Origin of the sequence: Caballeronia sp. INML1, assembly GCF_023631085.1 — a bacterium.
Classification (GTDB): Bacteria; Pseudomonadota; Gammaproteobacteria; order Burkholderiales; family Burkholderiaceae; genus Caballeronia; species Caballeronia turbans.
Genome location: NZ_JALQDT010000041.1, coordinates 1 through 23,164 on the forward strand (window position 1 = coordinate 1; position 23,164 = coordinate 23,164).

At 62.8% G+C, this 23,164-nt stretch carries 22 protein-coding genes and 2 pseudogenes; 12 read left to right on the forward strand and 12 right to left on the reverse strand.

All coding sequences use genetic code 11. The annotated features are described in order from the left end of the window. The 4 genes and pseudogenes from NCR38_RS12575 to NCR38_RS12590 form a co-directional block, all read left to right on the forward strand. A pseudogene (locus NCR38_RS12575) lies at positions 1-132 on the forward strand (phenylacetic acid degradation protein); the annotation flags it as partial. Between the two features lie 83 nt (positions 133-215). Next, a complete protein-coding gene (locus NCR38_RS12580) occupies positions 216-1,016 on the forward strand; it encodes a DUF1835 domain-containing protein (protein ID WP_250477173.1) in 801 nt (266 codons plus the stop codon). Between the two features lie 33 nt (positions 1,017-1,049). Beyond that, the gene (locus NCR38_RS12585) at positions 1,050-1,652 is read left to right on the forward strand and encodes a TetR/AcrR family transcriptional regulator (protein WP_061120323.1); all 603 of its coding nucleotides are present in this window, start codon (positions 1,050-1,052) and stop codon (positions 1,650-1,652) included. A gap of 289 nt (positions 1,653-1,941) precedes the next feature. After that, positions 1,942-2,538, forward strand: a complete 597-nt coding sequence (locus tag NCR38_RS12590; RefSeq protein ID WP_250477206.1) for a GNAT family N-acetyltransferase — start codon at positions 1,942-1,944, stop codon at positions 2,536-2,538. A gap of 73 nt (positions 2,539-2,611) precedes the next feature. Here the strand turns inward: NCR38_RS12590 and NCR38_RS12595 are convergent, their stop codons facing one another. Further along, positions 2,612-3,115 (reverse strand): Lrp/AsnC family transcriptional regulator, encoded by a 504-nt coding sequence (locus NCR38_RS12595; protein ID WP_061120321.1) that lies wholly within the window; start codon positions 3,113-3,115, stop codon positions 2,612-2,614. A gap of 147 nt (positions 3,116-3,262) precedes the next feature. Between NCR38_RS12595 and hppD the strand changes: the two genes are divergently transcribed. Further along, entirely contained in the window at positions 3,263-4,366 is a 1,104-nt protein-coding gene (gene hppD, locus NCR38_RS12600) for a 4-hydroxyphenylpyruvate dioxygenase (RefSeq protein ID WP_250477174.1), read from the forward strand. A gap of 106 nt (positions 4,367-4,472) precedes the next feature. Here hppD and NCR38_RS12605 read toward each other — a convergent pair whose 3' ends face one another. Continuing rightward, complete coding sequence (locus NCR38_RS12605) at positions 4,473-4,682, reverse strand: hypothetical protein (RefSeq protein WP_061120319.1); 210 nt, start codon at positions 4,680-4,682, stop codon at positions 4,473-4,475. Between the two features lie 345 nt (positions 4,683-5,027). Between NCR38_RS12605 and NCR38_RS12610 the strand changes: the two genes are divergently transcribed. Continuing rightward, complete coding sequence (locus NCR38_RS12610) at positions 5,028-8,612, forward strand: indolepyruvate ferredoxin oxidoreductase family protein (RefSeq protein ID WP_250477175.1); 3,585 nt, start codon at positions 5,028-5,030, stop codon at positions 8,610-8,612. 120 nt (positions 8,613-8,732) lie between these two features. Here the strand turns inward: NCR38_RS12610 and NCR38_RS12615 are convergent, their stop codons facing one another. Together NCR38_RS12615 and NCR38_RS12620 are read right to left on the reverse strand one after the other, a co-directional pair. After that, entirely contained in the window at positions 8,733-11,006 is a 2,274-nt protein-coding gene (locus NCR38_RS12615; RefSeq protein ID WP_250477176.1) for an NADP-dependent malic enzyme, read from the reverse strand. Between the two features lie 256 nt (positions 11,007-11,262). Beyond that, complete coding sequence (locus NCR38_RS12620; RefSeq protein WP_250477177.1) at positions 11,263-12,504, reverse strand: MFS transporter; 1,242 nt, start codon at positions 12,502-12,504, stop codon at positions 11,263-11,265. A 288-nt stretch (positions 12,505-12,792) separates the two neighbouring features. Here NCR38_RS12620 and NCR38_RS12625 point away from each other — a divergent pair, with 288 nt between their 5' ends. Beyond that, on the forward strand, positions 12,793-13,479 hold the full coding sequence (locus NCR38_RS12625) for an orotate phosphoribosyltransferase (RefSeq protein WP_061120316.1): 687 nt from the start codon (positions 12,793-12,795) through the stop codon (positions 13,477-13,479). An 83-nt stretch (positions 13,480-13,562) separates the two neighbouring features. Here the strand turns inward: NCR38_RS12625 and NCR38_RS12630 are convergent. Further along, positions 13,563-14,278: pseudogene (locus tag NCR38_RS12630) on the reverse strand (response regulator). 290 nt (positions 14,279-14,568) lie between these two features. Between NCR38_RS12630 and NCR38_RS12635 the strand changes: the two are divergent. The 3 genes from NCR38_RS12635 to argC all read left to right on the forward strand — a co-directional run bounded on the left by NCR38_RS12635 (position 14,569) and on the right by argC (position 16,898). Then, positions 14,569-15,159 carry a YbhB/YbcL family Raf kinase inhibitor-like protein gene (locus NCR38_RS12635; protein ID WP_061120314.1) on the forward strand — a complete coding sequence of 197 codons (591 nt, stop codon included), beginning with the start codon at positions 14,569-14,571 and terminating at the stop codon, positions 15,157-15,159. A gap of 124 nt (positions 15,160-15,283) precedes the next feature. Further along, positions 15,284-15,898, forward strand: coding sequence for a flavodoxin family protein (locus NCR38_RS12640; protein WP_061120313.1), 615 nt, complete (start codon positions 15,284-15,286; stop codon positions 15,896-15,898). A gap of 46 nt (positions 15,899-15,944) precedes the next feature. Next, complete coding sequence (argC, locus tag NCR38_RS12645; protein ID WP_061120333.1) at positions 15,945-16,898, forward strand: N-acetyl-gamma-glutamyl-phosphate reductase; 954 nt, start codon at positions 15,945-15,947, stop codon at positions 16,896-16,898. 235 nt (positions 16,899-17,133) lie between these two features. Here the strand turns inward: argC and NCR38_RS12650 are convergent, their stop codons facing one another. From NCR38_RS12650 to NCR38_RS12665, 4 genes are all read right to left on the reverse strand, one after another. Further along, on the reverse strand, positions 17,134-17,499 hold the full coding sequence (locus NCR38_RS12650) for a response regulator (RefSeq protein ID WP_061120312.1): 366 nt from the start codon (positions 17,497-17,499) through the stop codon (positions 17,134-17,136). 7 nt (positions 17,500-17,506) lie between these two features. Continuing rightward, positions 17,507-17,944 (reverse strand): hypothetical protein, encoded by a 438-nt coding sequence (locus NCR38_RS12655; protein ID WP_409241428.1) that lies wholly within the window; start codon positions 17,942-17,944, stop codon positions 17,507-17,509. A 136-nt stretch (positions 17,945-18,080) separates the two neighbouring features. Next, complete coding sequence (locus NCR38_RS12660) at positions 18,081-18,710, reverse strand: LysE family translocator (RefSeq protein ID WP_250477178.1); 630 nt, start codon at positions 18,708-18,710, stop codon at positions 18,081-18,083. Positions 18,711-18,803: 93 nt separating this feature from the next. Beyond that, on the reverse strand, positions 18,804-19,748 hold the full coding sequence (locus tag NCR38_RS12665) for an NAD(P)-dependent oxidoreductase (protein ID WP_284503697.1): 945 nt from the start codon (positions 19,746-19,748) through the stop codon (positions 18,804-18,806). A gap of 44 nt (positions 19,749-19,792) precedes the next feature. Between NCR38_RS12665 and NCR38_RS12670 the strand changes: the two genes are divergently transcribed. Both NCR38_RS12670 and NCR38_RS12675 read left to right on the forward strand, forming a co-directional pair. Beyond that, entirely contained in the window at positions 19,793-20,548 is a 756-nt protein-coding gene (locus tag NCR38_RS12670) for a Mut7-C ubiquitin/RNAse domain-containing protein (RefSeq protein ID WP_250477180.1), read from the forward strand. A gap of 61 nt (positions 20,549-20,609) precedes the next feature. Continuing rightward, the gene (locus NCR38_RS12675; protein WP_061120308.1) at positions 20,610-20,879 is read left to right on the forward strand and encodes a hypothetical protein; all 270 of its coding nucleotides are present in this window, start codon (positions 20,610-20,612) and stop codon (positions 20,877-20,879) included. 61 nt (positions 20,880-20,940) lie between these two features. Here the strand turns inward: NCR38_RS12675 and NCR38_RS12680 are convergent, their stop codons facing one another. From NCR38_RS12680 to NCR38_RS12690, 3 genes are all read right to left on the reverse strand, one after another. After that, positions 20,941-21,252 carry a cupin domain-containing protein gene (locus NCR38_RS12680; protein ID WP_061120307.1) on the reverse strand — a complete coding sequence of 104 codons (312 nt, stop codon included), beginning with the start codon at positions 21,250-21,252 and terminating at the stop codon, positions 20,941-20,943. 11 nt (positions 21,253-21,263) lie between these two features. Continuing rightward, positions 21,264-22,553, reverse strand: a complete 1,290-nt coding sequence (locus NCR38_RS12685; protein WP_061120306.1) for an MFS transporter — start codon at positions 22,551-22,553, stop codon at positions 21,264-21,266. Between the two features lie 222 nt (positions 22,554-22,775). After that, positions 22,776-23,093 (reverse strand): high-potential iron-sulfur protein, encoded by a 318-nt coding sequence (locus tag NCR38_RS12690; protein WP_061120331.1) that lies wholly within the window; start codon positions 23,091-23,093, stop codon positions 22,776-22,778. Positions 23,094-23,164 lie beyond the last annotated feature (71 nt).

Sequence of the window (23,164 nt, forward strand, 5' to 3'; positions counted from 1 at the left end):
GTGCTCGAAGGCGAAGTGAAGATGGAAAAGAACTACACGCTCGAACAACATGAAATCGATGACGGCTTCGTGCTGACGTGCCAATGTCATCCGGTGAGCGAGCGGGTGGTCGTGAGTTTCGACGAGCGCTAGATCCAGCCGGACGCCATTCGATTCGCGTAAACTAGGACCGTTCACCCAAGCGGTCCCTTCGTCCTTCCGGCATCCCGACACCGATGAACATGATTCACGTCACGAATGGCGATTGCGCGGCCCAAGCCCTCACGGAAGCCTTGCGGCGCGCCGAACGCGCGGAGCGCGTCATCGCGCTGCGCGACGATCTCGCCGTCGGTCCGATCAGGGACATCGACGAATCGCCGCTCACGCGCGCGACGTTCTGGCGTCAGGTTCTGAACAGCGGCATCGACTTCGAGGGCGAACTCGAAGCACAGCAGGCACTATTCGGCCGCCTTGCGCGCGGCGATGAACAGGTCGTCGTGTGGCATGGCCAGAGCGCGGCCGATCAGCTCACCTTGCGACGGGTCGCCTATCACCTGCGCAACGCGCCGCAACGTCTGAACGAAGCAAAGCTCACTCACGATGATCTGACGATTGCGACCGACGCGAGCGATCCCGAACGCGTAGGCCGCGCCGACCGCGCGACGGCCGTCGGGATGTTTTCGCCGAAGCAACTGCTCGCGAAGCTGCCGAGCGCCGCGCCGATTTCCGTGCTGCGCATCAGCCGGCTCGCGCTCGAATGGCAGGAAGCGAAACATGCCAACGCCGACACGCGCCGCCTGCGCGACAACATGCTGATTTCGGGAACGTGGATCGACATCGACGAAGCCTTGCTCGACCTCGCCGGTCCCGAATGGAAACCGGCGCGCGAGATCGCCGGCGCGGCGATGGGACAGCGCTTCGATTTCATGCTCTCCGATTCCGTCGCATTCTGGCGCTGCCGCGAACTCGTCACGGCGGGACGGCTCAAAATCCGCGGCACGCCGTCCGAGATGAGTCAGGCCGAACTGCGCCGCTGAACCTATACCTAAAAGAACGCACCTTTCGAACACATGGCCCGTACCAAAGCGCCCGATCACGAGACGCAACGCGAACAGATCCTCGAACTCGCCGCCGCGAAATTTGCCCAGACGAGCTATCCCAGCACCTCGATGGCCGATCTCGCCGCCGCGAGCGGCACGTCGAAGGCCCGCCTCTATCACTATTACGTGAGCAAGGAAGCGATCCTCTTCGATCTGCTCGACCGCTACACCAAGCGCCTGATGCTGATCATCGCGGAAGTGGAAGGCGCCAGTCAGCGGCGCGGACTGAGTGAGCGCGAGGCTTTCGCCGATCTCGTACGCGCGTTTCTCGCCGAATACGAGACGTCGCACAGCCGGCACGTCGCGCTTCTGAACGATGTGAAGTACCTGGAACAGGCGCAGCGCGAAATCGTCCTCGACCGGCAGCGCGACATCGTGGCGGCCTTCGCGCGACAGCTTGCGCGGGCTTATCCGAAACGCGCGACGAAGGACGACCAGACCGCGCTGACCATGATGGTGTTCGGCATGATCAACTGGACGTTCACGTGGCTCAAACCCGGCGGCAAGCTCGGCTACCGCGAGTTCGCGGAACAGGTGGTCGATATGATCGAAAACGGGCTCAACGGCGACTAATCTTATGTTGCAACACAGCAAGCCCTCCGGTCGGCGAATTGTCGCTTCTGCGCAATATACTCAAGTGATTGATTTTTCACGATTTAGTTCCTTTTCAGTATGTGTTTAGAAGGTGTGGTCTAGGAAGTTTTAAGGGTTTTCCCGTATGCGCTTCTCCGGAATCGGCTAAAATTCGTTTTGCTTTGCAGCATGCTGCATCACGAATGACGGAGAAACGACCATGGAACTGACCATCAACCGCACTGCCGAGCAAATCGTCGCGCACGATCAGCCGCTCAAAGACGCGCGCATGCCGGTTCTCGTCCGGGAGTTGTCCTCGGCAGATCGCGAGCGTCTCCTCACTCACTTTCTCGCTCTCGATGAAGACGACCGTCTCCTGCGCTTCGGCCAGCTCGTGCCGGATCACGTCATCGAGAACTATGTCCGCAATATCAACTTCACGAACGACACGGTGTTCGGCGTGTTCGGTGGCGCGCTCGAATTGATCGGCGTTGGCCATCTGGCGTACCTGCCCGCCGAGGGCGACAAGCGTACAGCCGAGTTCGGCGTGTCGGTGCTCGAAAGCGCACGCGGCCGTGGCATCGGTTCGAAGCTTTTCGAGCGTGCCGCCATGCGCAGCCGCAACACGCACGTGTCGGTGCTCTATATGCACTGCCTGTCGCGTAATTCGACCATGATGCACATCGCGAAAAAGTCGGGCATGAAGATCGAATACGCTTACGGCGAAGCGGATGCTTATCTCTCGCTCGCGCCGGCGGACCAAACCAGCATCGTGGCCGAAATGCTTCAGGAGCAGGCCGCCGTGTTCGACTACGCGATCAAGCGCCAGGCGCATCGCGCGTCGCAGGTTTTCCAGGCGTTCATTCCGGCAAAAGACGCCGCGTAATCAGCTTCGAGAACAGCGCGGGGATGCGCTGCGCGCGGGACCAACAAGGGCGGCACTGACCGCCCTTCGTCTTTTAACGCAGCGGCAGAACCGTCGTTTCCTTGATGCGCTCCAGCGAGAAGCTCGAGCGCACATCGATGACGGACGGATGGTGCAGCAACTCATCCTGCACGAAGCGCGAAAAGTCATCCATGTCGCGCACTTGCACGCGCAATAGAAAGTCCATCTCGCCGGTCATCGCGTCGCAGGCGACGACCTCCGGCCATGAACGCACCGCTTCGCGAAAGAGATCGCCGTGTGTCGGCGCTTTCGGCGTGCCCGCGGCGGCCTGCGTGCCGCCGCGCTTTTCCAGGCGCACGTTGATGTACGCGAGCAGGCCAAGCCCGAGTTTCTTCGCGTCGAGCAAGGCGACATAACCGCGAATCACGCCGATTTCCTCCAGCCGCCGAATGCGCCGCAAACATGGGCTCGGCGACAAATTCACGCGATCCGCGATTTCCTGATTCGACAGCCGTCCATTTTCCTGAAGAATGGCCAGAATTCGGCGGTCAATCGTATCCAATTCAAGCTCAGCCATTTCGTAGCTCCTCGCCGCTGTGAATTGGCAGCATCGTGCGCAATCTTATGAATCGCCGGTTTGTTTCGCAAGTTTTTGCCAGTGCCGCCTGACTAAACTGTCTCCACGTCGCGCACATCGCGCCGCATCTAAGATCAGGAGACATGCATGACCGCAACGACCTGGGAGAATCCCGTCGGCACCGACGGCTTCGAGTTCATCGAATACACCGCACCGGACCCGGTCGCGCTCGGCAAGCTGTTCGAGCAGATGGGCTTCACTGCGATCGCGAAGCATCGTCACAAGGACGTGACGCTCTATCGCCAGGGTGAAATCAACTTCATCGTCAACGCCGAGCCCGATTCGTTCGCGCAGCGCTTCGCGCGCCTGCACGGTCCGTCGATCTGCGCGATCGCGTTCCGCGTCGCCGATGCCGCCAAGGCGTACAAGCGCGCGCTCGACCTCGGCGCATGGGGCTTCGACAATAAAACCGGCCCGATGGAGCTGAACATTCCGGCGATCAAAGGCATCGGCGATTCGCTGATCTACTTCGTCGACCGCTGGCGCGGCAAGAACGGCGCGCAGCCGGGCAGCATCGGCGATATCAGCATTTACGACGTCGATTTCGAGCCGATTCCGGGCGCGGAGCAGAATCCGGTGGGCCACGGACTGACCTATATCGATCACCTGACGCACAACGTGCACCGCGGCCGCATGGTCGAGTGGGCGGAGTTCTACGAGCGGCTCTTCAACTTCCGCGAAGTCCGCTATTTCGATATCGAAGGCAAGGTGACGGCGGTGAAATCGAAGGCGATGACGTCACCGTGCGGCAAGATCCGCATTCCAATCAATGAGGAAGGCTCGGAGAACGCGGGACAAATTCAGGAATATCTCGACGCGTATCGCGGTGAAGGCATTCAGCACATCGCGCTCGGCACCGCTGACATCTACAGCACCGTCGACGGCCTGCGCGGCGCGAGCATCGCGCTGCTCGACACCATCGACACATATTACGAGCTCGTCGATCGCCGGGTGCCGGGTCACGTCGAATCGGTCGCGGAGCTGAAGAAGCGCAAGATTCTGATCGACGGCACCAAGGACGAAATCCTGCTGCAGATTTTCACGGAAAACCAGATCGGGCCGATCTTTTTCGAGATCATCCAGCGCAAGGGCAATCAGGGCTTCGGCGAAGGCAACTTCAAGGCGCTCTTTGAATCGATCGAACTGGATCAGATGCGCCGCGGCGTGCTGAAGGACACGACCGCAGGTTGAACGCACCGCAACGCGGGCATTAAAAAGGGACATGGACCGCGAAGGTCCATGTCCCTTTGTTCATTCAGGCGGCCCGCCCCAGTCAACACGGACCGCGAAGAGCGGGTCAGCCCGCCGTCTCGTCGTCGCTGCTTTCCGATTCACGGCGCTTTTGAGCACCGGCCTGAACCGACTGAACGCGCATTTGCGCGACCTGTGCAACCGACGACGCCCCGAACGGCGAGGCACTATTCGCGCGTGCGCCGCCAATCGGCGCGCTGATGGCGAAAAAGGCCGCCGAAACCATCAAGACATTCTGGATGTGGCGTTGTTTCATCGTTATCTCCTTCTAACTGCATGTGTACGGCTCGCTTTCGGATGCCAAAATGTGCACAGAAAATTGCACGGGAACTCCGGAAGCGACCTTTTAGACAGCGATGAGCGGCAGGGTTCCGCCGATCGGTCGAATTTACAAGCTGTAACAAAACGCTCCCGATGGCGGTCAAATCGTCAAGGATCTGACGCAAAGCCTCGGTAAGTGAGGAATTTTTAACGGGTTTGTACCAGTGCCTGAAAGATCACCGCACCGGCAAACTTGAAGTCCCGGCCTACGCATTCACAAGATGTCACGGCCCGAAACATGCTTTGGTGATCCCAAACCTCGGGTGGAGGAAGACACATAATGAACGCCCCGCTAGATGCAGAACAAAGAGCTTCGCTAGAAGCCGCATTGAAGTCCGTCACGCTAGACGACAAATACACGCTCGAACGCGGCCGCGCCTACATGAGCGGCATCCAGGCCCTGGTGCGCCTGCCGATGCTGCAACAAGAGCGCGACAAGGCCGCCGGTCTCAACACCGCCGGATTCATCTCCGGTTACCGCGGTTCTCCCCTCGGCGGTCTGGACCAGTCGCTCTGGAAGGCGAAGAAGCATCTCGCCGGCCATCAAATCGTGTTTCAGCCGGGCGTGAACGAAGATCTCGCCGCCACCGCCGTGTGGGGCTCGCAGCAAGTGAACCTGTACCCGAGCGCCAAATACGACGGCGTCTTCTCGATGTGGTACGGCAAAGGCCCGGGCGTCGACCGTTCCGGCGATGTCTTCAAGCACGGAAATTCCGCCGGATCGGCGAAGCACGGCGGCGTTCTCGTGCTCGCCGGCGACGATCACGCCGCGAAATCATCGACGCTCGCGCATCAGTCGGAGCACATTTTCAAGGCGTGCGGCCTGCCGGTGCTGTTTCCGTCGAACGTGCAGGAATATCTCGACTTCGGTCTGCACGGCTGGGCGATGTCCCGCTACTCCGGCCTCTGGGTCGCGATGAAATGCGTGACGGATGTCGTGGAGTCGTCGGCATCGGTGGATATCGATCCGCATCGCACGAAGATCGTGCTCCCGACCGATTTCGCGATGCCCGATGGCGGCCTGAACATCCGCTGGCCGGATCCGCCGCTCGTGCAGGAAGCGCGTCTGCTCGACTACAAGTGGTACGCCGCGCTCGCCTACGTGCGCGCGAACAAGCTGGACCGCGTGGAAATCGATTCGCCGCATGCGCGCTTTGGCATCATGACCGGCGGCAAAGCCTATCTCGATGTCCGTCAGGCGCTGACCGATCTCGGCCTCGATGACGCGACGTGCGCGCAAATCGGCATCCGTCTCTACAAGGTCGGCTGCGTATGGCCGCTCGAAGCGCAAGGCGCGCAGGAATTCGCGCGCGGGCTGGAAGAGATTCTGGTCGTCGAGGAAAAGCGCCAGATTCTCGAATACGCGATCAAGGAAGAACTCTATAACTGGCCGGATGCGCAACGTCCGCGCGTGTACGGCAAGTTCGATGAAAAAGACGGCGCAGGCGGCGAATGGTCCGTGCCGATGGGCAACTGGCTCTTGCCCGCGCACTACGAGTTGTCGCCCGCGATCATTGCGAAGGCCATCGCGACGCGCCTCGAAAAATTCGATTTGCCCGCCGACGTGCGCGCGCGCATCGCGACGCGCATCGCCGTGATCGAAGCGAAGGAAAGGTCGCTCGCGCGGCCGCGCGTCGAGGCGGAGCGCAAACCGTGGTTCTGCTCGGGCTGCCCGCACAATACCTCGACGAACGTGCCGGAAGGCTCGCGCGCGATGGCGGGCATCGGCTGCCACTACATGACGGTCTGGATGGACCGCAACACGAGCACCTTCAGCCAGATGGGCGGCGAAGGCGTCGCGTGGGTCGGCCAGTCGCCGTTCTCGAACGACAAGCACGTTTTCGCCAATCTCGGCGACGGCACGTATTTCCATTCGGGCCTGCTCGCGATCCGCGCGGCGATCGCCGCGAAGGTGAACATCACCTACAAGATTCTCTATAACGATGCCGTCGCGATGACCGGCGGCCAGCCCGTAGACGGGGTGCTGACCGTTCCGCAGATCACGCATCAGCTCGCGGCGGAGGGCGCGGCGAAGATCGTCATCGTCACGGATGAGCCGGAAAAGTACACGGCGAGCGTCGGGCTGGCGCCGGGCATCGACGTGCATCATCGCGACAAGCTGGACGATATTCAGCGGCAACTGCGCGAGGTGGCGGGCACGTCGATCCTGATCTACGACCAGACCTGCGCGACCGAGAAGCGCCGCCGCCGCAAGCGCGGCGCGTTCCCCGATCCGGCGAAGCGCGTCGTCATCAACGAAGCGGTGTGCGAAGGCTGCGGCGATTGCTCGGTGAAGTCGAACTGCCTGTCGGTCGAGCCGCTCGATACCGAGTACGGCACGAAGCGCCAGATCAATCAGTCGACGTGCAACAAGGACTACTCGTGTCTGAACGGCTTCTGCCCGAGTTTCGTGACGGTGGAAGGCGGTCAGTTGAAAAAGCCGAAGGCGACGAGCGTCGCGAGCGATGCGATGTCGCCCGTGCCGACGCCCGAGCTTCCGGAGATCGCGCGGCCGTATGGCGTGCTGGTCACGGGCGTCGGCGGGACGGGCGTCGTGACGATCGGCGCGCTGCTCGGCATGGCGGCGCATCTGGAGCAGAAGGGCGTCACCGTGCTCGACGTCACCGGCCTCGCGCAGAAAGGCGGCGCCGTGATGAGCCATGTGCAGATCGCCAACCGTCCGACCGATATCCACGCGACGCGTATCGCGATGGGCGAGGCGGATCTCGTCATCGGTTGCGATGCGATCGTCACCGCCAGCAACGAATGCGGCTCGCGGATGCAGCCCGATCACACGCGTGTCGTCGTGAACAGCGCGCAGACGCCAACCGCCGAGTTCATCAAGAACCCGAACTGGAGTTTTCCGGGCGCGAGCGCGGAGGCGGATATTCGCGCGGCGGCGGGCCAGCATGTCGCGCTCGTCGATGCGAACCGCTTCGCCGTCGCGCTGATGGGCGATGCGATCTATACGAATCCGTTCGTGCTCGGGTTCGCCTGGCAGAAGGGTTGGGTGCCGTTGCGGCATGAGTCGCTGGCGCGCGCCATCGAGCTGAATGCGGTGCAGATCGAGAAGAATCTCGCGGCATTCGAATGGGGCCGTCGCGCGGCGCACGATCTCGAAGCCGTGCGCCGTCTGGCCGATGCGCAGCACGGCGTACAGGAAGCGCCGGGCAAGGTCATCGCGCTGCATACGCCGAAGGCGCTCGACGCGCTCATCGACAAGCGTCTCGACTATCTCGCGAAGTATCAGAACACGGCTTACGCAGCGCGGTACGGACGGCTGGTTGCCGAAGTGCGCGCGAAGGAAGCGGCGCTGGGTTCGGGCGACGGGCAGTATCCGCTGACCGAGGCCGTCGCGAAGAACCTGCACAAGCTGATGGCGTACAAGGACGAATACGAAGTCGCGCGTCTTTATGCCGATCCGGTGTTCCTCGACAAGGTGAAGAACAGCTTCGAAGGCGACTGGAAGATCAAGATGCATCTCGCGCCGCCGAGTTTTTCGAAGAAGGACGCGCACGGGCATCTGGTGAAGAAGCAGTACGGTCCGTGGATGATGTCGGCGATGCGCGTGCTCGCCAAGCTGAAGTTCCTGCGCGGTACGGCGCTCGATCCGTTCGGACGCACGGAAGAACGGAAGATGGAACGGGCGTTGATCGGCGAGTACGAGGCTCTGGTGCGCGAGTTGATCGGCGGACTGACGGCGCAGAACCTGCAACTCGCCGTCGAACTCGCGAATCTTCCCGATTCCATGCGCGGTTATGGGCACATCAAGGACAACAACGTGAAGGCCGCGAAGATCAAATGGAATGCGTTGCTTGCGCGCTGGCGGAATAACGAAGGCGGGGAAAAGCGGCAGGTGGCCTGATTCTGGTTGGGTCACGCTCGAAGGCGGTTCGCGAGGTCGACCATCGAGCGAACCGCGTCAATAAAAAAACGGCGATCCGGTCACCCGGATCGCCGTTCCTCTTCCCAACGCGATGTCGCGTTACTTCGCTACGCGCGCATTCGCGCTCGCCACCGCCGTCATATTGATGATCCGGCGCACGGTCGCCGCCGGCGTCAGGATATGCACCGGCTTCGAAGCGCCGAGCAGGAACGGCCCGACGGTCACGCCCTCGCCGCTCACCATCTTGAGCAGGTTGTAGGTGATGTTCGCCGCTTCGACGTTCGGCATGATCAGCAGATTCGCCTCACCATGCAGCGTGGTCCCCGGGAACGAAGCCTTGCGCACAGCTTCGGAAAGCGCCGCATCGCCGTGCATTTCGCCGTCGATTTCGAGTTCCGGCGCACGCTCGGCGATCAGCTTGCGCGCGTCCGCCATCCGCTTGCTCGACGCGCTCTGCACGCTGCCGAAGTTCGAATTCGACACCAGCGCGACCTTCGGCTGAATCCCGAACCGTTCGATTTCGCGCGCCGCCAGAATCGTCATGTCGGCGAGCTGCTCGGGCGTCGGCATTTCGTTGACGTACGTGTCGCTGATGAACAGATTGCGCCCTTGCAGCATCAGCAGATTCATCGCCGCGAAGTTGTTCGCACCTTCCGCCTTGCCGAGCACCTGATCGATGAACTTCAGGTGATCCTGATACGTGTCGATGAGACCGCAGATCATCCCGTCCGCGTCGCCGGTGTGAACCAGGATCGCGCCGATCAGCGTGTTGAACTTGCGCAGCGCGGCCTTCGCGCTTTCGGGCGTCACGCCCTGACGCGCGGCGATCTCGTGATACGCCTGCCAGCTCTTCTGATAACGCGGATCGTCTTCCGGATTCACGATCTCGAAATCGACGCCCGGCTTCAGCTTCGAGCCCATCTTCTGCAAACGCATTTCGACGACCGCCGGCCGCCCGATGATGATCGGCTTCGCAATCTTCTCCAGCAGCACGAACTGCGCGGCGCGCAGCACCCGCTCGTCCTCGCCTTCCGCGAACGCGATGCGCGCCGGCGCAGCCTTCGCCGCCGCGAATACCGGACGCATCACCATGCCCGTGCGATACACCGTCGCGCCGAGCGTCTCGCGATACGCGTCCATGTCGTTGATCGGGCGAGTCGCGACGCCGGAATCCATCGCGGCTTGCGCCACGGCCGGCGCGATCTTGATGATCAGGCGCGGATCGAAGGGCTTCGGAATCAGATATTCCGGGCCGAATTCCAGCGAATGGCCTTCGTAGGCCTTCGCGACTTCATCGCCCTGATCGGTTTCTTCCGCGAGTTCGGCGATCGCGCGCACGCACGCGAGCTTCATCTCTTCGGTGATCGTCGTCGCGCCGACGTCCAGCGCGCCGCGGAAGATGAACGGGAAGCACAGCACGTTGTTGACCTGATTCGGATAGTCCGAACGGCCTGTCGCGACGATACAGTCCGGACGCACCCGCTTCGCTTCTTCCGGACGAATTTCCGGCTCGGGATTCGCCAGCGCGAGAATCAGCGGCTTGCCGGCCATCGTCTCGACCATTTCCGCCTTCAGCACGCCCGCGCTCGAGCAGCCGAGGAAGACGTCGCAACCGTGCATCGCATCGGCGAGCGTGCGCGCGTCGGTCGTCGCCTGATAGCGCTCCTTCGATGCATCCAGATTGCCGCGGCCTTCGTAAATTACGCCCTTCGAATCGACCACGAGCGTGTTCGACTTCTTCAGGCCGAGGTGGACGAGCAGGTCAAGACACGCGATCGCCGCCGCGCCCGCGCCGGAGCACACGAGCTTCACTTCGTCCAGCTTCTTGCCGACCACCTTCAGGCCATTGAGAATCGCCGCCGATGCGATGATCGCGGTACCGTGCTGATCGTCATGGAAAACGGGAATCTTCATGCGCTCGCGCAGCTTCTTCTCGATGTAGAAGCATTCGGGCGCCTTGATGTCCTCGAGATTGATGCCGCCCAGCGTGGGCTCGAGCATCGCGATCGCATCGACGAGCTTGTCCGGATCGGTTTCCGCCAACTCGATATCGAATACGTCGATGCCCGCGAACTTCTTGAAGAGACACCCCTTGCCTTCCATCACCGGCTTGGCCGCGAGCGGGCCGATGTTGCCGAGACCCAAAACGGCCGTGCCGTTCGTCACGACGCCGACGAGGTTCGCACGCGACGTGTACTTCTGCGCGTCGAGCGGCTCATCGTAGATCGCCATGCACGCGGCCGCGACGCCCGGCGAATACGCGAGCGACAGGTCGAGCTGGTTGGAAAGCGGCTTGGTCGGTGTAACCGAAATCTTGCCGGGGCGAGGATTCTGGTGATATGCGAGGGCACTTTGCTTCAGTTGTTCGTCCATGATTTGACCTGAGACGTTTGAGAATTATTTGAACAGGGTTCACACCGCCGTCGACCGTGTTGCAATGAATGCGGGAATGTGAATCGATGGACCAAGATTCATGTGCTCGGGGCGTCGGATAGACGCAACGTGCCGCTCGTCGGGATCGAACGAGCAGACGGAGCCTTTGGTTTTTTTTGGGACATTCAGTGTACACCGCGCACTTGAAATGACGCGATGCAACGTTTCAGCGCAGTTTCATCCGGCGACGATGCGCTCAGTCGAGGGCCGCGCCGCGTTTTTCGGGAATGAGAAAGAGCGTCGCAACGACGTCGAGCAGATAGATCGACGCGAGGAATGCGAGCGCCACCGCGAACGAATAACGCGCGGCCAGCGCGCCGACCGCGACCGGACCGAGTCCACCCACCGCGCGCCCGATATTGAACAGCACGTTCTGCGCGGTCGCGCGCGCATCGGTCGGATAGATCTCGGAGATCAGCGCGCCGTAGCCGCCGAGCATGCCGTTGACGAACACGCCCATCACCGCGCCGCCGATCAGGAGCGCCGCCGGGCTCGTCAAACTGGAATAGACGAACACCATCGCGACCGCGCCAAACTGGTAGACGAGAAACGCCGGTTTGCGCCCGAAGCGGTCCGCCGCCAGACCGAACAGCCAGATGCCGAACGCCATGCCGAGCACGGTGGACGCGGTCCAGAGGCCGGATTTCGTCAGCGAGTAGCCGAACGTCTTCGACAGATAGCTCGGCAGCCAGATCATCAGCCCGTAATAACCGAAGTTCTGCACCGAGCACAGGATGATCACGCCGAGGCTCGCGCGCGCCGTGCGGGCGTCGTCGAAAAGACGCCTGAGCGGCAACTTGCGGGCGGCGGCGGTTTTCGCAGCCGCGCGGCGCTCGGTGAACAACGCGGGTTCGTCCACGCGTCGCCGCACGAAAAACGAGACGACCGCCGGCAGCAGCCCGACCGCGAACATGCCGCGCCAGCCGATCACGGGCAGCAGCATCGGCGTGATGAGCGCGGCGGCGAGCACGCCCAGTTGCCAGCCGATCCCCACATACGACGACACGCGGGCGCGCAGCCGCGCGGGCCACGCCTCGGCAACGAGCGCCATGCCGATCCCGAACTCGCCGCCCAGGCCGATCCCGGCGATGGTGCGATAGATCAGCAAGTCGCCGTAGCCCTGCGCGAGCGCGCACATGCCGGTGAAGACGGCGAACACGAGAATCGTCCAGGTCAGCATGCGCACGCGGCCGAAGTAGTCGGACAGCATGCCGAACACGACGCCGCCCGCGACGGCCCCGGCGAGCGTCCAGGTGACGAGCGCGCCGGATTGTGCGGGCGTGAGATGCAGGTCGGCGGCGATCGCGGGCAGCATGAAGCCTAGGATCAGCAGATCGAAGCCGTCCATCGCATAGCCGAGCATGGACGCGACGAGCGCCTGCAGCGCGTGGCGGGTTGGCGCGGCGGCGGAATCGTTCGTGGAGGAAACAGATGTCATCGAGGTAAAGAAGGGTATGCGCACGCAGCGCCGCGAGTTTACGCGTGAGCACCGCGCTTTCACAACCCGCAAACAATTCGCCCAGGCACGCCGGCTCAGGTAAAATGCCGGGCTAGCTGTGCCTGGGGCGGCACCAGGCGCTGAAGCGCCGAGTCCCGCCGACACGCGCGCAGGGCATGCGAAAAAGCCCTCCGGAAGGAACGCTCGCTTCGCACCGAACCCATGCGCCAAGGCCCTCGCGGCCGCCTCCCGCTTCTTCAAGCGCCACACAAGTCCAAGGATTCGCCCATGACAGGCTTCGATCGCCAGACGATCTCCGACACCACCGCCAAGATGCTGCTCGAAGTGCAGGCGGTGCACTTCAACGCGGAAAAACCGTACATCTTCACGTCCGGCTGGGCGAGCCCGGTGTATATCGACTGCCGCAAGCTGATCTCCTATCCGCGCGTGCGCCGCGGCCTGATGGAGATGGCCGAAGCGACCATTCTTCGCGATGTCGGCTACGAGCAGATCGACGCCGTCGCCGGCGGCGAGACTGCGGGTATCCCGTTCGCCGCGTGGATCGCCGACCGCCTGATGGTGCCGATGCAATACGTCCGCAAGAAGCCGAAGGGTTTCGGGCGCAACGCGCAGATCGAAGGTTTGCTGACTGAGGGCCAGCGCGTGCTGCTGGTCGAAGACCTGACCACCGACAGCCGCAGCAAGATCAACTTCATCAACGCGCTGCGCACGGCGGGCGCGACGGTGAACCACTGCTTCGTGCTCTTCCACTACAACATCTTCAAGGAGAGCGTGTCGGTGCTGAAAGACATCGACGTCGATCTGCACGCGCTCGCCACCTGGTGGGACGTGTTGCGCGTCGCGAAGGAGCAAGGCTACTTCGAGTCGAAGACGCTCGATGAAGTCGAAAAATTCCTGCACGCACCGGCGGAATGGTCGGCTGCGCACGGCGGCGCGACCGCTGCCCCGCAATAAGCATTGACCCGCACGAAGCAATTAAAATAAAAAAGCCGCTGACGGAAGTCAGCGGCTTTTTTTATTCGGCATTCAAAAATCGCTTACAGCGAATTGGGATTGGGAAGCGATGAATCGTCGAGCGAACCGTCGCCGGAATAGGCGGAGAGATTCATTAAGCCGTTGCTCTGCGCATACTGAAACAATTCGGAATCGCGCTCGATGCCGAGTTTCGCATTGCGGTGTTCTTTGGCGTGCTGATTGTTTTGATACTGCGCCGCAATTGTCCGGCAATTTCCGTAATCGTCATGCCCGAAACGAACAGGCGCACCACTTCCAGCTCGCGCTTGGACAGGATCACGCTACGCCGCTGCTGTCCGTTCGCGCCGAGCCCCATGCTGTCGAGCGCCGCCTTGACGGACGGGCCGAGGTACTCCTGCCCGCGCATGACGTGCTGGATCGCCCAGCCGATGTGGTTCATGTCGTCGGCCTTGTTGATGATCGACATCACGCCCACTTCGCGCAAACGTTTGAGCAAGGCCGGATTTTCGAGCATGGTCAGCACAACGAGTTTCACGCGCGGAAACTGCCGGCCGATATAGCCGAGCAAGGGCATGCCGTCGCCATAAGAGCCGCCGGGCATGGCGAGATCGGTGACGAGGACATCGCATGGCTCCTTTTGGAGCAACTGGACGAGTTCGGTCGACTGACGCGCCTGACCGATGACGTCCACCTCCGGAAACTTGTTGAGGGCCTGTGTCGCGCCAAACAGAATGACCGGATGATCGTCTGCGATGATGACTGTTATTCGCTGGCTCATTTAACTTCTCCTGTATTTCAGTCGATTAGTTGCCGCGCGAATCTGCGTCGAATTACTCATGTCTGCGTTCATTAGAGTTTGAAATCATCGCCGTCAAGGCGCTGCGCACTACGTCGAAACCGGTGGCGCTCCGTGCGCCATCGGTTAAGTCCCAAGGATTTAAGACTTTTATGCTTTGTTGCAATGTTAAACTGCAAGCTAGTACGAAGCGCATCACTGAGACAAAAAACATCGTTGCAGCCAGCGAAACGCTGCTATAACGCGCGACGATACTGACAGGAGTTCAGCCCATGCGCCTCACCGGCCGACGCGTGAGTTCGACTGGCCATGTCGCATCAGTACTCTTCATCGCCTTCGCGGCGGCGGTTTTCGCCCATTCGCACGAGGCCGCGGCCGACCCCGCGTTCACCGTCTCCAGCACAGACCTCGCGCCCGGCAAGACCATCGGGCCGACACTCCTTTTCGATCAGTCCGAATGCAAGGGCGGCAACCGCTCGCCGCAGATTTCCTGGCACGGCGCACCCGCCAACACGCGCAGCTTCGCCGTGACGGTCTTCGATCCCGACGCGCCGGGGCGCGGCTGGTGGCACTGGGCGGTCGCGGGCATTCCGGTTGGCACGGATCACCTGGCGGGCAACGCGAGCGCGTCGGGCGCGCTACGCAAAATGGGGGCCGTCGAGGCGCGCAACGACTGGGACACGGAAGGCTACGGCGGCCCGTGCCCGCCGCCCGGCAAGCCGCATCGTTATATCGTGACCGTCTACGCGCTAGGCAGCGCCGACCTGCGCCTGCGCCAAGGCACGCCCGCCCTCATGTTCGAGCACGAAATCCGCACGATGACGATCGCCAGCGCACAGCTCACCTTTACATACGGCCGTTAGCCTGAAGTAGAGAACCGCGCGCTTACGCCGCTCGGTGAAAATTTGTCTTTGCTAGACTGGCCTGGACCGTCCGCAAGGCACGCGTCCGTATAGGCCGCGGCGCAGGAAGTGACTCGGGGAAACCATGCCGAACATCATCATCGTTTATCACAGCGGCTACGGCCACACGAAGAAAGTTGCGGAAGCGGTGCTCAGCGGCGCAGCCGACGCCGGCGCGAACGTGAAACTGATCGCCGTCGGTGACCTCGACGACGCTGCATGGGCCGAACTCGACGCCGCCGACGCCATCGTCTTCGGCGCGCCGACATACATGGGCGGGCCGTCCGCCGATTTCAAAAAGTTCGCCGACGCGAGTTCGAAGCCCTGGTTCTCGCAGAAATGGAAGGACAAGATCGCGGCCGGATTCACCAACTCGGCGCACATGAACGGCGACAAATTCCTGACCATCTCCTATTTCGTCACGCTAGCGATGCAGCACGGGATGATCTGGATCGGCACGGGCATGATGCCGTCGAACACCAAGGCGGCCACGCGTAACGATCTGAATTTCGTCGGCGGGTTCACGGGGCTCCTCACGCAATCGCCCGCGGATGCCTCGCCGGACGAAGCCCCGCCGCCCGGCGATCTCGAAACCGCGAAAGTCTACGGGGCACGCATCGCCGCGGTGACGGCGCGCTGGGTCGGCAACCGGGCCGGCGACGAAAACCGCGGACATCAACCCGCCGCGGAATCGCACTAAAATGTCGGTTTTGCGGCGAGCGTCCGCACGAACCAGCGAGATCGAGATGACCACGAAAGTATTTGTCGACGGACAGGAAGGCACCACCGGCCTGAAGATTTTCGAATATCTGTCGCAGCGCCGTGACATCGAGGTGTTGCGTATCGAGGAAGCGAAGCGCAAGGACATCGAGGAGCGCCGCCGGCTCATCAACGCGTCGGACGTAACGTTCCTGTGCCTGCCGGATGTTGCATCGCGCGAATCGGTTTCGCTCGTCGACAAGGACAACACGCGCACCGTGATGATCGACGCCAGCACGGCCTTCCGCACGCAGGACGACTGGGCGTACGGCCTGCCCGAGCTCGCGCGTGCGCAGCGCGAGCGTCTGCGCACGTCGAAGCGCATCGCGGTGCCGGGCTGCCACGCGTCGGCGTTCGTGCTGTCGGTGCAGCCGCTCGTGGCGGGCGGTCTCGTCCCCGCCGATTTCGACGCGCATGCCTATTCGATCACCGGCTACAGCGGCGGCGGCAAGAAAATGATCGCGGAGTACGAAGCGGGCGGCAACGAGCGACTCATGAGCCCGCGCCCTTACGCACTGAGCCTGACGCACAAGCATCTGCCGGAAATGTCCGTGCGCACGGGTCTCTCGCGCGCGCCCGTCTTCACGCCGATCGTCGGCGCATTCCTGAAGGGTCTCGCGGTGACGACGTATTTCTCGCCGGACCAGCTCTCGCGCCCCGCCAAGCCGCAGGACGTGCGCGACATGCTGGCCGAGTACTACAACAACGAGCCGTTCGTGCGCGTCATGCCGTTCGACGCCGAAAGCAATCTCGACGCCGGCTTCTTCGACGTGCAAGCCTGCAACGACACCAACCGCGTCGACATTTTCGTGTTCGGCAACGACAAGCGCTTCGTGACGGTCGCGCGGCTGGATAATCTCGGCAAGGGTGCGTCGGGTGCGGCCATCCAGTGCATGAATCTGGCGATCGGCGCGGACGAGGAGACCGGTCTCGCCCGCTGATCCCGCTGTCGCAGCAAAACCCGAAGGCCGATTCGCTCCAATGCGCATCGGCCTTTTTTTCGCCCGCCGACGCGACGCAGCATCCAAACGTACAGACGAAAAAAAGCCCGCCAAAGCTGGCGGGCTGAATCCATATCAGTGGAGACATGGAGGAGACAGGAGTAAATATACCAAGAATATTGGTGCGTCGCAACATTGCGTGTTGCGGCACACCGACGCGCGAACGCACAGCGAATCAGGGCTGCATCATCGACAGGATGAACTGGAGTTGATCGCCGGAAATCGGTTTGACGAGATGCACATCGAACCCGGCGTCGTTCGTCATTTCCCTGTGCTGCGGCTGTCCCCAGCCTGTCAGCGCGACCAACATGATTGCGTGGCCGTTCGGCAATCGGCGCAAGGCGCGCGCCGCCGCGAGTCCGTCGACGAGCGGCATGCCGAGATCGAGAATCACGACTTCGGGATCGAACTGCACCGCGACCTCGACGGCTTGTGCGCCGTTTGCCGCGAGCGCCACTTCGTGGCCCATGCCGGTCAGCAGGTTCGCGAGGCCGGAAAGCGCATCGTCGTCGTCGTCGGCTATGAGAATGCGCTTGCTCACGATGGCCTCACCGGAAACCGTTGATTTCGAGTTTCAATCTGTTCGAACCCGCCTGCGCCGCCGTGATCTCGGTGCGCGCGGTGCGTGCGCCCAGATAGAAATGCTGGCGCGCGGGCGCGTTCTGGTCGTGCGTCGCGTCGGGCAGACACGATGCGATGTCCGCCGCCACACTTTGCAACGCGTCGGCGCTTGAACCGCCGTGCAAGGTCCACGTGCATCGATAGTTCGTCGGCGATGCGGCGCATGTCGCGTCGTCGCCATAGGGCAGCGCTACCGCGCGGCCATCGTTCGCCGAAAGAGATGAAAAATTCGGCGCAGCAGCCACGATGCGTTTGAGCGCATCGCAAGGGCTCGAGGTGTCGTCGGCGCGCGCGGATGTCGTTGCTAATACACCGAAACACAACAAGGCGGCGGCCCAGGCGGAGCGTCGGCCAATCAGATGCACGGGGCGCCTCCTTTCGATCTGTTTTTCCCGACGAGCGCGACTATGCACCCGCCGGCCACGTATGTATGTTCGAAAGCGAATCAAGTACTACAAGCTCAAGCAAGCCGTGCACCCGTTCATGCAGACGTTTGGCGCGTCAGTGCCGCACGAGCGCCATCATCGCGCCGAAGCCGACGAACACACCGCCCGTCAGGCGGCTGAACGCCCGCGCGACGCTCGCGCTCTTCAGCTTTTCGCCGATGCGCGCGCCCAGGCCCGCATACACCGCGTACCAACTCACCTCGATCACGGCGAACGTCGATACGAGAACCGCGAATTGGGGCAAGACCGGCAGGTTTGCGTCGATGAACTGCGGCAGCAACGCCGCCGCGAAGAGAATCGCCTTCGGATTGCTGCTCGCGACGAGAAAGCCGTTGCGAAAGAGCGTGAAGCGTCGGGAGGAATGCGCCGCGCCGCTGTCATCGCGCACGTCGACCGCGCTCGTTTTCGCGCGCCAGCTCTTCACGCCGAGCCAGACGAGATACGCCGCGCCGACGAGGCGCAGCGTATCGAACAGACGCGGCCACGCTTCGAGAAACACGCCCAGCCCTGCCGCCGATACCGACAGCATGATGACGAGCGCCGTGAGACAGCCGGCCATGGTGGCCGTCGAGCGTTTGAGGCCATGACGCGCGCCGTGCGTCATGACGAGCAGCATGTTGGGTCCGGGAATCGCGGAAACGACGAAGACAGTGGCGACGAACAGCCACCAGAGATGCAGGCTCATTGCGGCGTGGCGGAGAAAGGAACGGGACTCGCATTATGCCGTCCGCCCCGCTGATTCCGGCACGAGGCCGCCTGCCACACCGCGAAAATGGAATCAGCGGCCGGCGCGCCGGGCCGCCACCTGACCGAGCACGGCGAAGTCCTTATCGCCGTCGCCGTGCGCGAGTGCGTCGACGAGGTTGTCGCGCACGACGCTCGCCACGGGCAGCGGCACGTTCACGGCATCGCCGGCGGCGATCGCGAGACGCACGTCCTTCAGCCCGAGCCGCGCCTTGAAGAGCGCAGGCTCGTAGCGGCGCTCTGCGATCATCTTGCCGTAGCCCTGATACACCGGCCCCGGGAACAGCGAGTTCGTGATGACGTCGAGCAGCGTCTGCGCTTCGATGCCGTGGCCGCTCACGAGCGCCGCCGCCTCGCCGAAGCTTTCGATCGCCGATGCCAGCATGAAATTCGCCGCGAGCTTGAGCACGTTCGCGTGCTGCGGCTCGCTGCCGACGCGCCAGGTTTTCTGGCCGAGCGCATCGAGCACGGGCTGCACGCGGTCGATGGAATCGCTTGCGCCCGCCGCGAGAATGTTGAGCTTGCCCGCCGCCGCGACGTCCGGCCGCCCGAGCACTGGTGCGGCGACATACGCGACGCCGTGCTGCGCATGCAGCTCGGCCAGTTCGACGGCCAGCGCCGCCGAGATCGTCGCCATATTGACGTGCACGAGGCCCTTCGGCGCGTGCTTGAGCAGACCGCCGTCGACGAGCACCGAGCGCAGCGCGTTGTCGTCGGCGAGCATGGAGAACGCGGCATCGCCGGCGAACGCCTGCTCGGGCGTATCGACCACCGACGCGCCCTGGTCCGCGAGCGCGCGCGTCTTGTCGCGCGAGCGGTTCCAGACGCGCACCGTATGTCCCGCCTTGAGCGCGTTGCTCGCCATCGCGCCGCCCATTTCGCCCAGTCCAATGAATCCGATGTCCATACTCGCGTGCTCCTCGACCTTGTTTGCTCGCCGCGCGCTGGAAGCCGCGCGGCCCGAGCGCCAGTAAAGCATATCGACGCAAAGCGCGCAGAAGCGCGCAATGCGATACTCACTGCATGGTCAAGGCGCGCTTTCACTTCCATCGCGAACTGAACGATTTCCTCGCTCGACCCTTGCGCGGGCACGTGTTCGTGTGCGCGTGCGCGAAGTCTTCATCGACCAAGCACATGATCGAGGCGCTCGGCGTGCCGCACACGGAAGTCGATCTGATCGTGAGGAACGGCCGCCCGGTCGGGTTCGACGCGCAGATCGAAGCCGACGACGTCATCGAGGTCTATCCCGCGCATCATGCGCCCGAAGGCATGGCGAACGGCGCTGCGCTGCTGCGGCCATCGTTGCGCGCGGCGGACCTGCGCTTCATCGCCGATGCGCATCTCGGCGGGCTCGCGCAACTGCTGCGGCTCGCGGGCTTCGATACCCGCTACGACAACAACTTCCCCGACGATGAAATCGAGCAGCTCGCACAGGACGAATCGCGCATCGTGCTCACGCGCGATCGCGAACTGCTCAAGCGCCGCACCGTCTTGCGCGGCTGCTATGTCCGCGCGCTTCAACCCGACGAACAGTTCCGCGAAGTCTCGGAGCGCCTCGACCTAGCGCAGCATGTGCGGGCGTTTCGACTCTGCCTGATGTGCAACGCGCCATTGCGTCCGGCCGTGGCCGGCGAAATCGACGGCCGCGTGCCCGAAGGCGTGCGCGAGCGGCATACGCGCTTCGTCACCTGCGACGTGTGTCGTCGCGTGTTCTGGGAAGGCTCGCACTGGCGGCGCATGCGCGCGCGGATCGACGCGCTGGCGGAAGCGGGCCGCTGAGACGGTCGTCGCGTTCCGTACAATACGGCCCCTGACCTCAATCTTCGCCCTGGAGCATCGCGTGAACAAATTTCAACTGGAACAGACCAAAGCATTCAAACTGGCCAACGACCTGAAGCAAGGCGGCCGCGCACGCGTGGGCAGCGCGGATGCGCAAAAGACCGATCGCCGCGAGCAGCGCAAGCTCGATCAGGCGAAGGGTCTCGTGCCATTCGCGTGCAAGCTCGATGAAAAGCTCGTGACGCAACTGAAGTCGCGCGCCGAAGCGCATGATGGCGGGATGACGGAAGTGCTGGCCGAATTGCTGGTGAAGGCCGGTCTGGAGCGTTAAGTTCCTTGTCCGCTCCGTGCGCTTCGCGGCTCCTGAAGCGCACGATCGCCACGCGTGTCCCTCACACGCTCCCTTCCTTCTCGATCACCAGAATGCGCGCCTCGCCGACGGGTTCGGCGAAATGCTCATCGCCGGCCTGGGCATGAAAGATGTCGCCGGCGCGCAGCGTCAGAACGCGCTCGCCTTCGCCGCCACGCACATGCATCCGCACTTCGCCCTGCATGACGGCGAACACTTCCTCACCGTCGTTCACGTGCCATTTGTATGGCGTGTCCGTCCAGTGCAGGCGGCACGACGTGCCGTTCATCACGCAGATATCGAGCGCGCCCCATGCGCGGTCGGCCGTGAACTTGCCACTTTCGATTACTTTCATTTGATTGCCGCCTAGCGGATGAAATCGCGCGCTTCATCGACATCCGCGTGACGCGTCGCCGGAATGCACGCCACCGCGATCAACGAGAGCACGAGCCCGCCCATCACATAGAAGGTGGGCGCGAGTTGCGAACCGGTGACGCGGATGAGCCACGTCACGATGAACTGGCCGAAGCCGCCGAAGATCATGACCGCGATGTTGTACGCGAGAGAAAGCCCCGTGGAGCGCACGTGCGCAGGAAACAGCTCGGCGATGAGCGCGCCGAACGGCCCATAGTAGCCCGAGAGCGAGATCGACAGCAGCGCCTGCACGATGACGAGCCGCATCAGGCTCGGCTCTGCCGCGAGCCACGCGAAAAGCGGATAGATCACGACGAGCGTGATCGCGAGCGACCACAGCGAAAGACCCTTGCGGCCGATGCGGTCGGACCACGCGCCCGCGACCGGCGACAGCACCGTCAACAGCAGATTGCCGACGATCAACGCCGTGAACGACTGCCCGAACGGCAGCTTCAGTTGCTTGACGGCGAAAGTCGGCAAATAGGCGATCAGCACATACACGCTGACCGTCAGCGCGATCACCGAGCCGAGCCCGCACAGCACTTCGCGGCTATGCGTGCTGAACACTTCCCCGAGCGTGGCGCGGCGCGCGGTCTTCTTCGCGTGCAGGAACGCTTCGGTGTCGGCCATGTTGCGGCGGATATACAAGCCGACCGGCCCGATCACGAGGCCGAGGATGAACGGCACGCGCCATCCCCATGAATCCAGCGCCTCGGGTGAAAGGCCGCGCGAAATCGCCGAGCCGACGATCGCGCCGAGCAGCAGCGAAGCGGCCTGGCTCGCCATCTGGAAGCTGCCGTAGAAGCCGCGCTTCGAGAACGGCGCCGCTTCGATCAGAAGTGCCGTCGAACTGCCGAACTCGCCGCCTGCGGAAAATCCCTGCAACAGCCGCGCGAACACGATGACGAGCGGCGCGCCGATGCCGATCGCCGAGTACGGCGGCGCGATCGCGAGCAGGAAGATGCCGAGCGTCATGAGCCCGATGACGAGCGTCAGCGCCGCCTTGCGCCCCGCGCGATCTGCATAGAGACCGAGGACGATGCCGCCGACCGGCCGCATCACGAACGCGACGCCGAAGGTCGCGGTGGTCAGAAGAATCGACGAGTAATCGCTGTCGCTCGGAAAGAACAGGCGGGCGATGACGACCGTCATGAAACCGAACACGGTGAAGTCGTACCACTCAAGCGCGTTGCCGATGACCGCGGCCGCCACGGCGCGCGCGTTCAATGGTCTTCCTGGCATGCGATCCCCTAAGGTCATTGGGTGTCGTGCTGGGCGGGCGCCGTCACGCGCGCTGCCCGCCGGACTCGTTGACCGCGCTTTGTTCGAAAGATGCACACGCGCGGCTCTTTTTGCCTTGGCGAGTGTAAAGAGGGTTTTTCTCCCGATCAAGCTAATTGCGAACGAAAGAAAGCGCGCCGGGCCTTCCGGCCGGGCGCGCTTTTCGTGTGACGTCGATCGCGCTTATGCCTTCTTCACATACGCGCTGCACCAGCCCTTGGATGCGACCTGCTTGTTGCTGAACATCGGGCACGGCGCATAGGCGTCCGTCGGCTTGCCCTGATAGAACTGACAGTTGCCGCAGTCCTGGCCGGCGGCGTATTTCGGGTACTTGGCCTTGTCGACCTTGCTCGCGTCTTCCTTGTAGCCGAGTGCCTGCGCGGTGGGATCGCTTTCGGCGACTTTCGGCGCATCGGCGGCGAAGGTGGCCCGGGAGCCGAGCGCGAACGTCGAGGCGACGCCCGCGCTGGTGATGAGAAACGCGCGACGTGATGTCTTCATGGTGACTCGCTCCATGTTGTATTGGGGGATAGCGCCGTTCTTGGCGACGGCGATATCCGAGCATAACAATC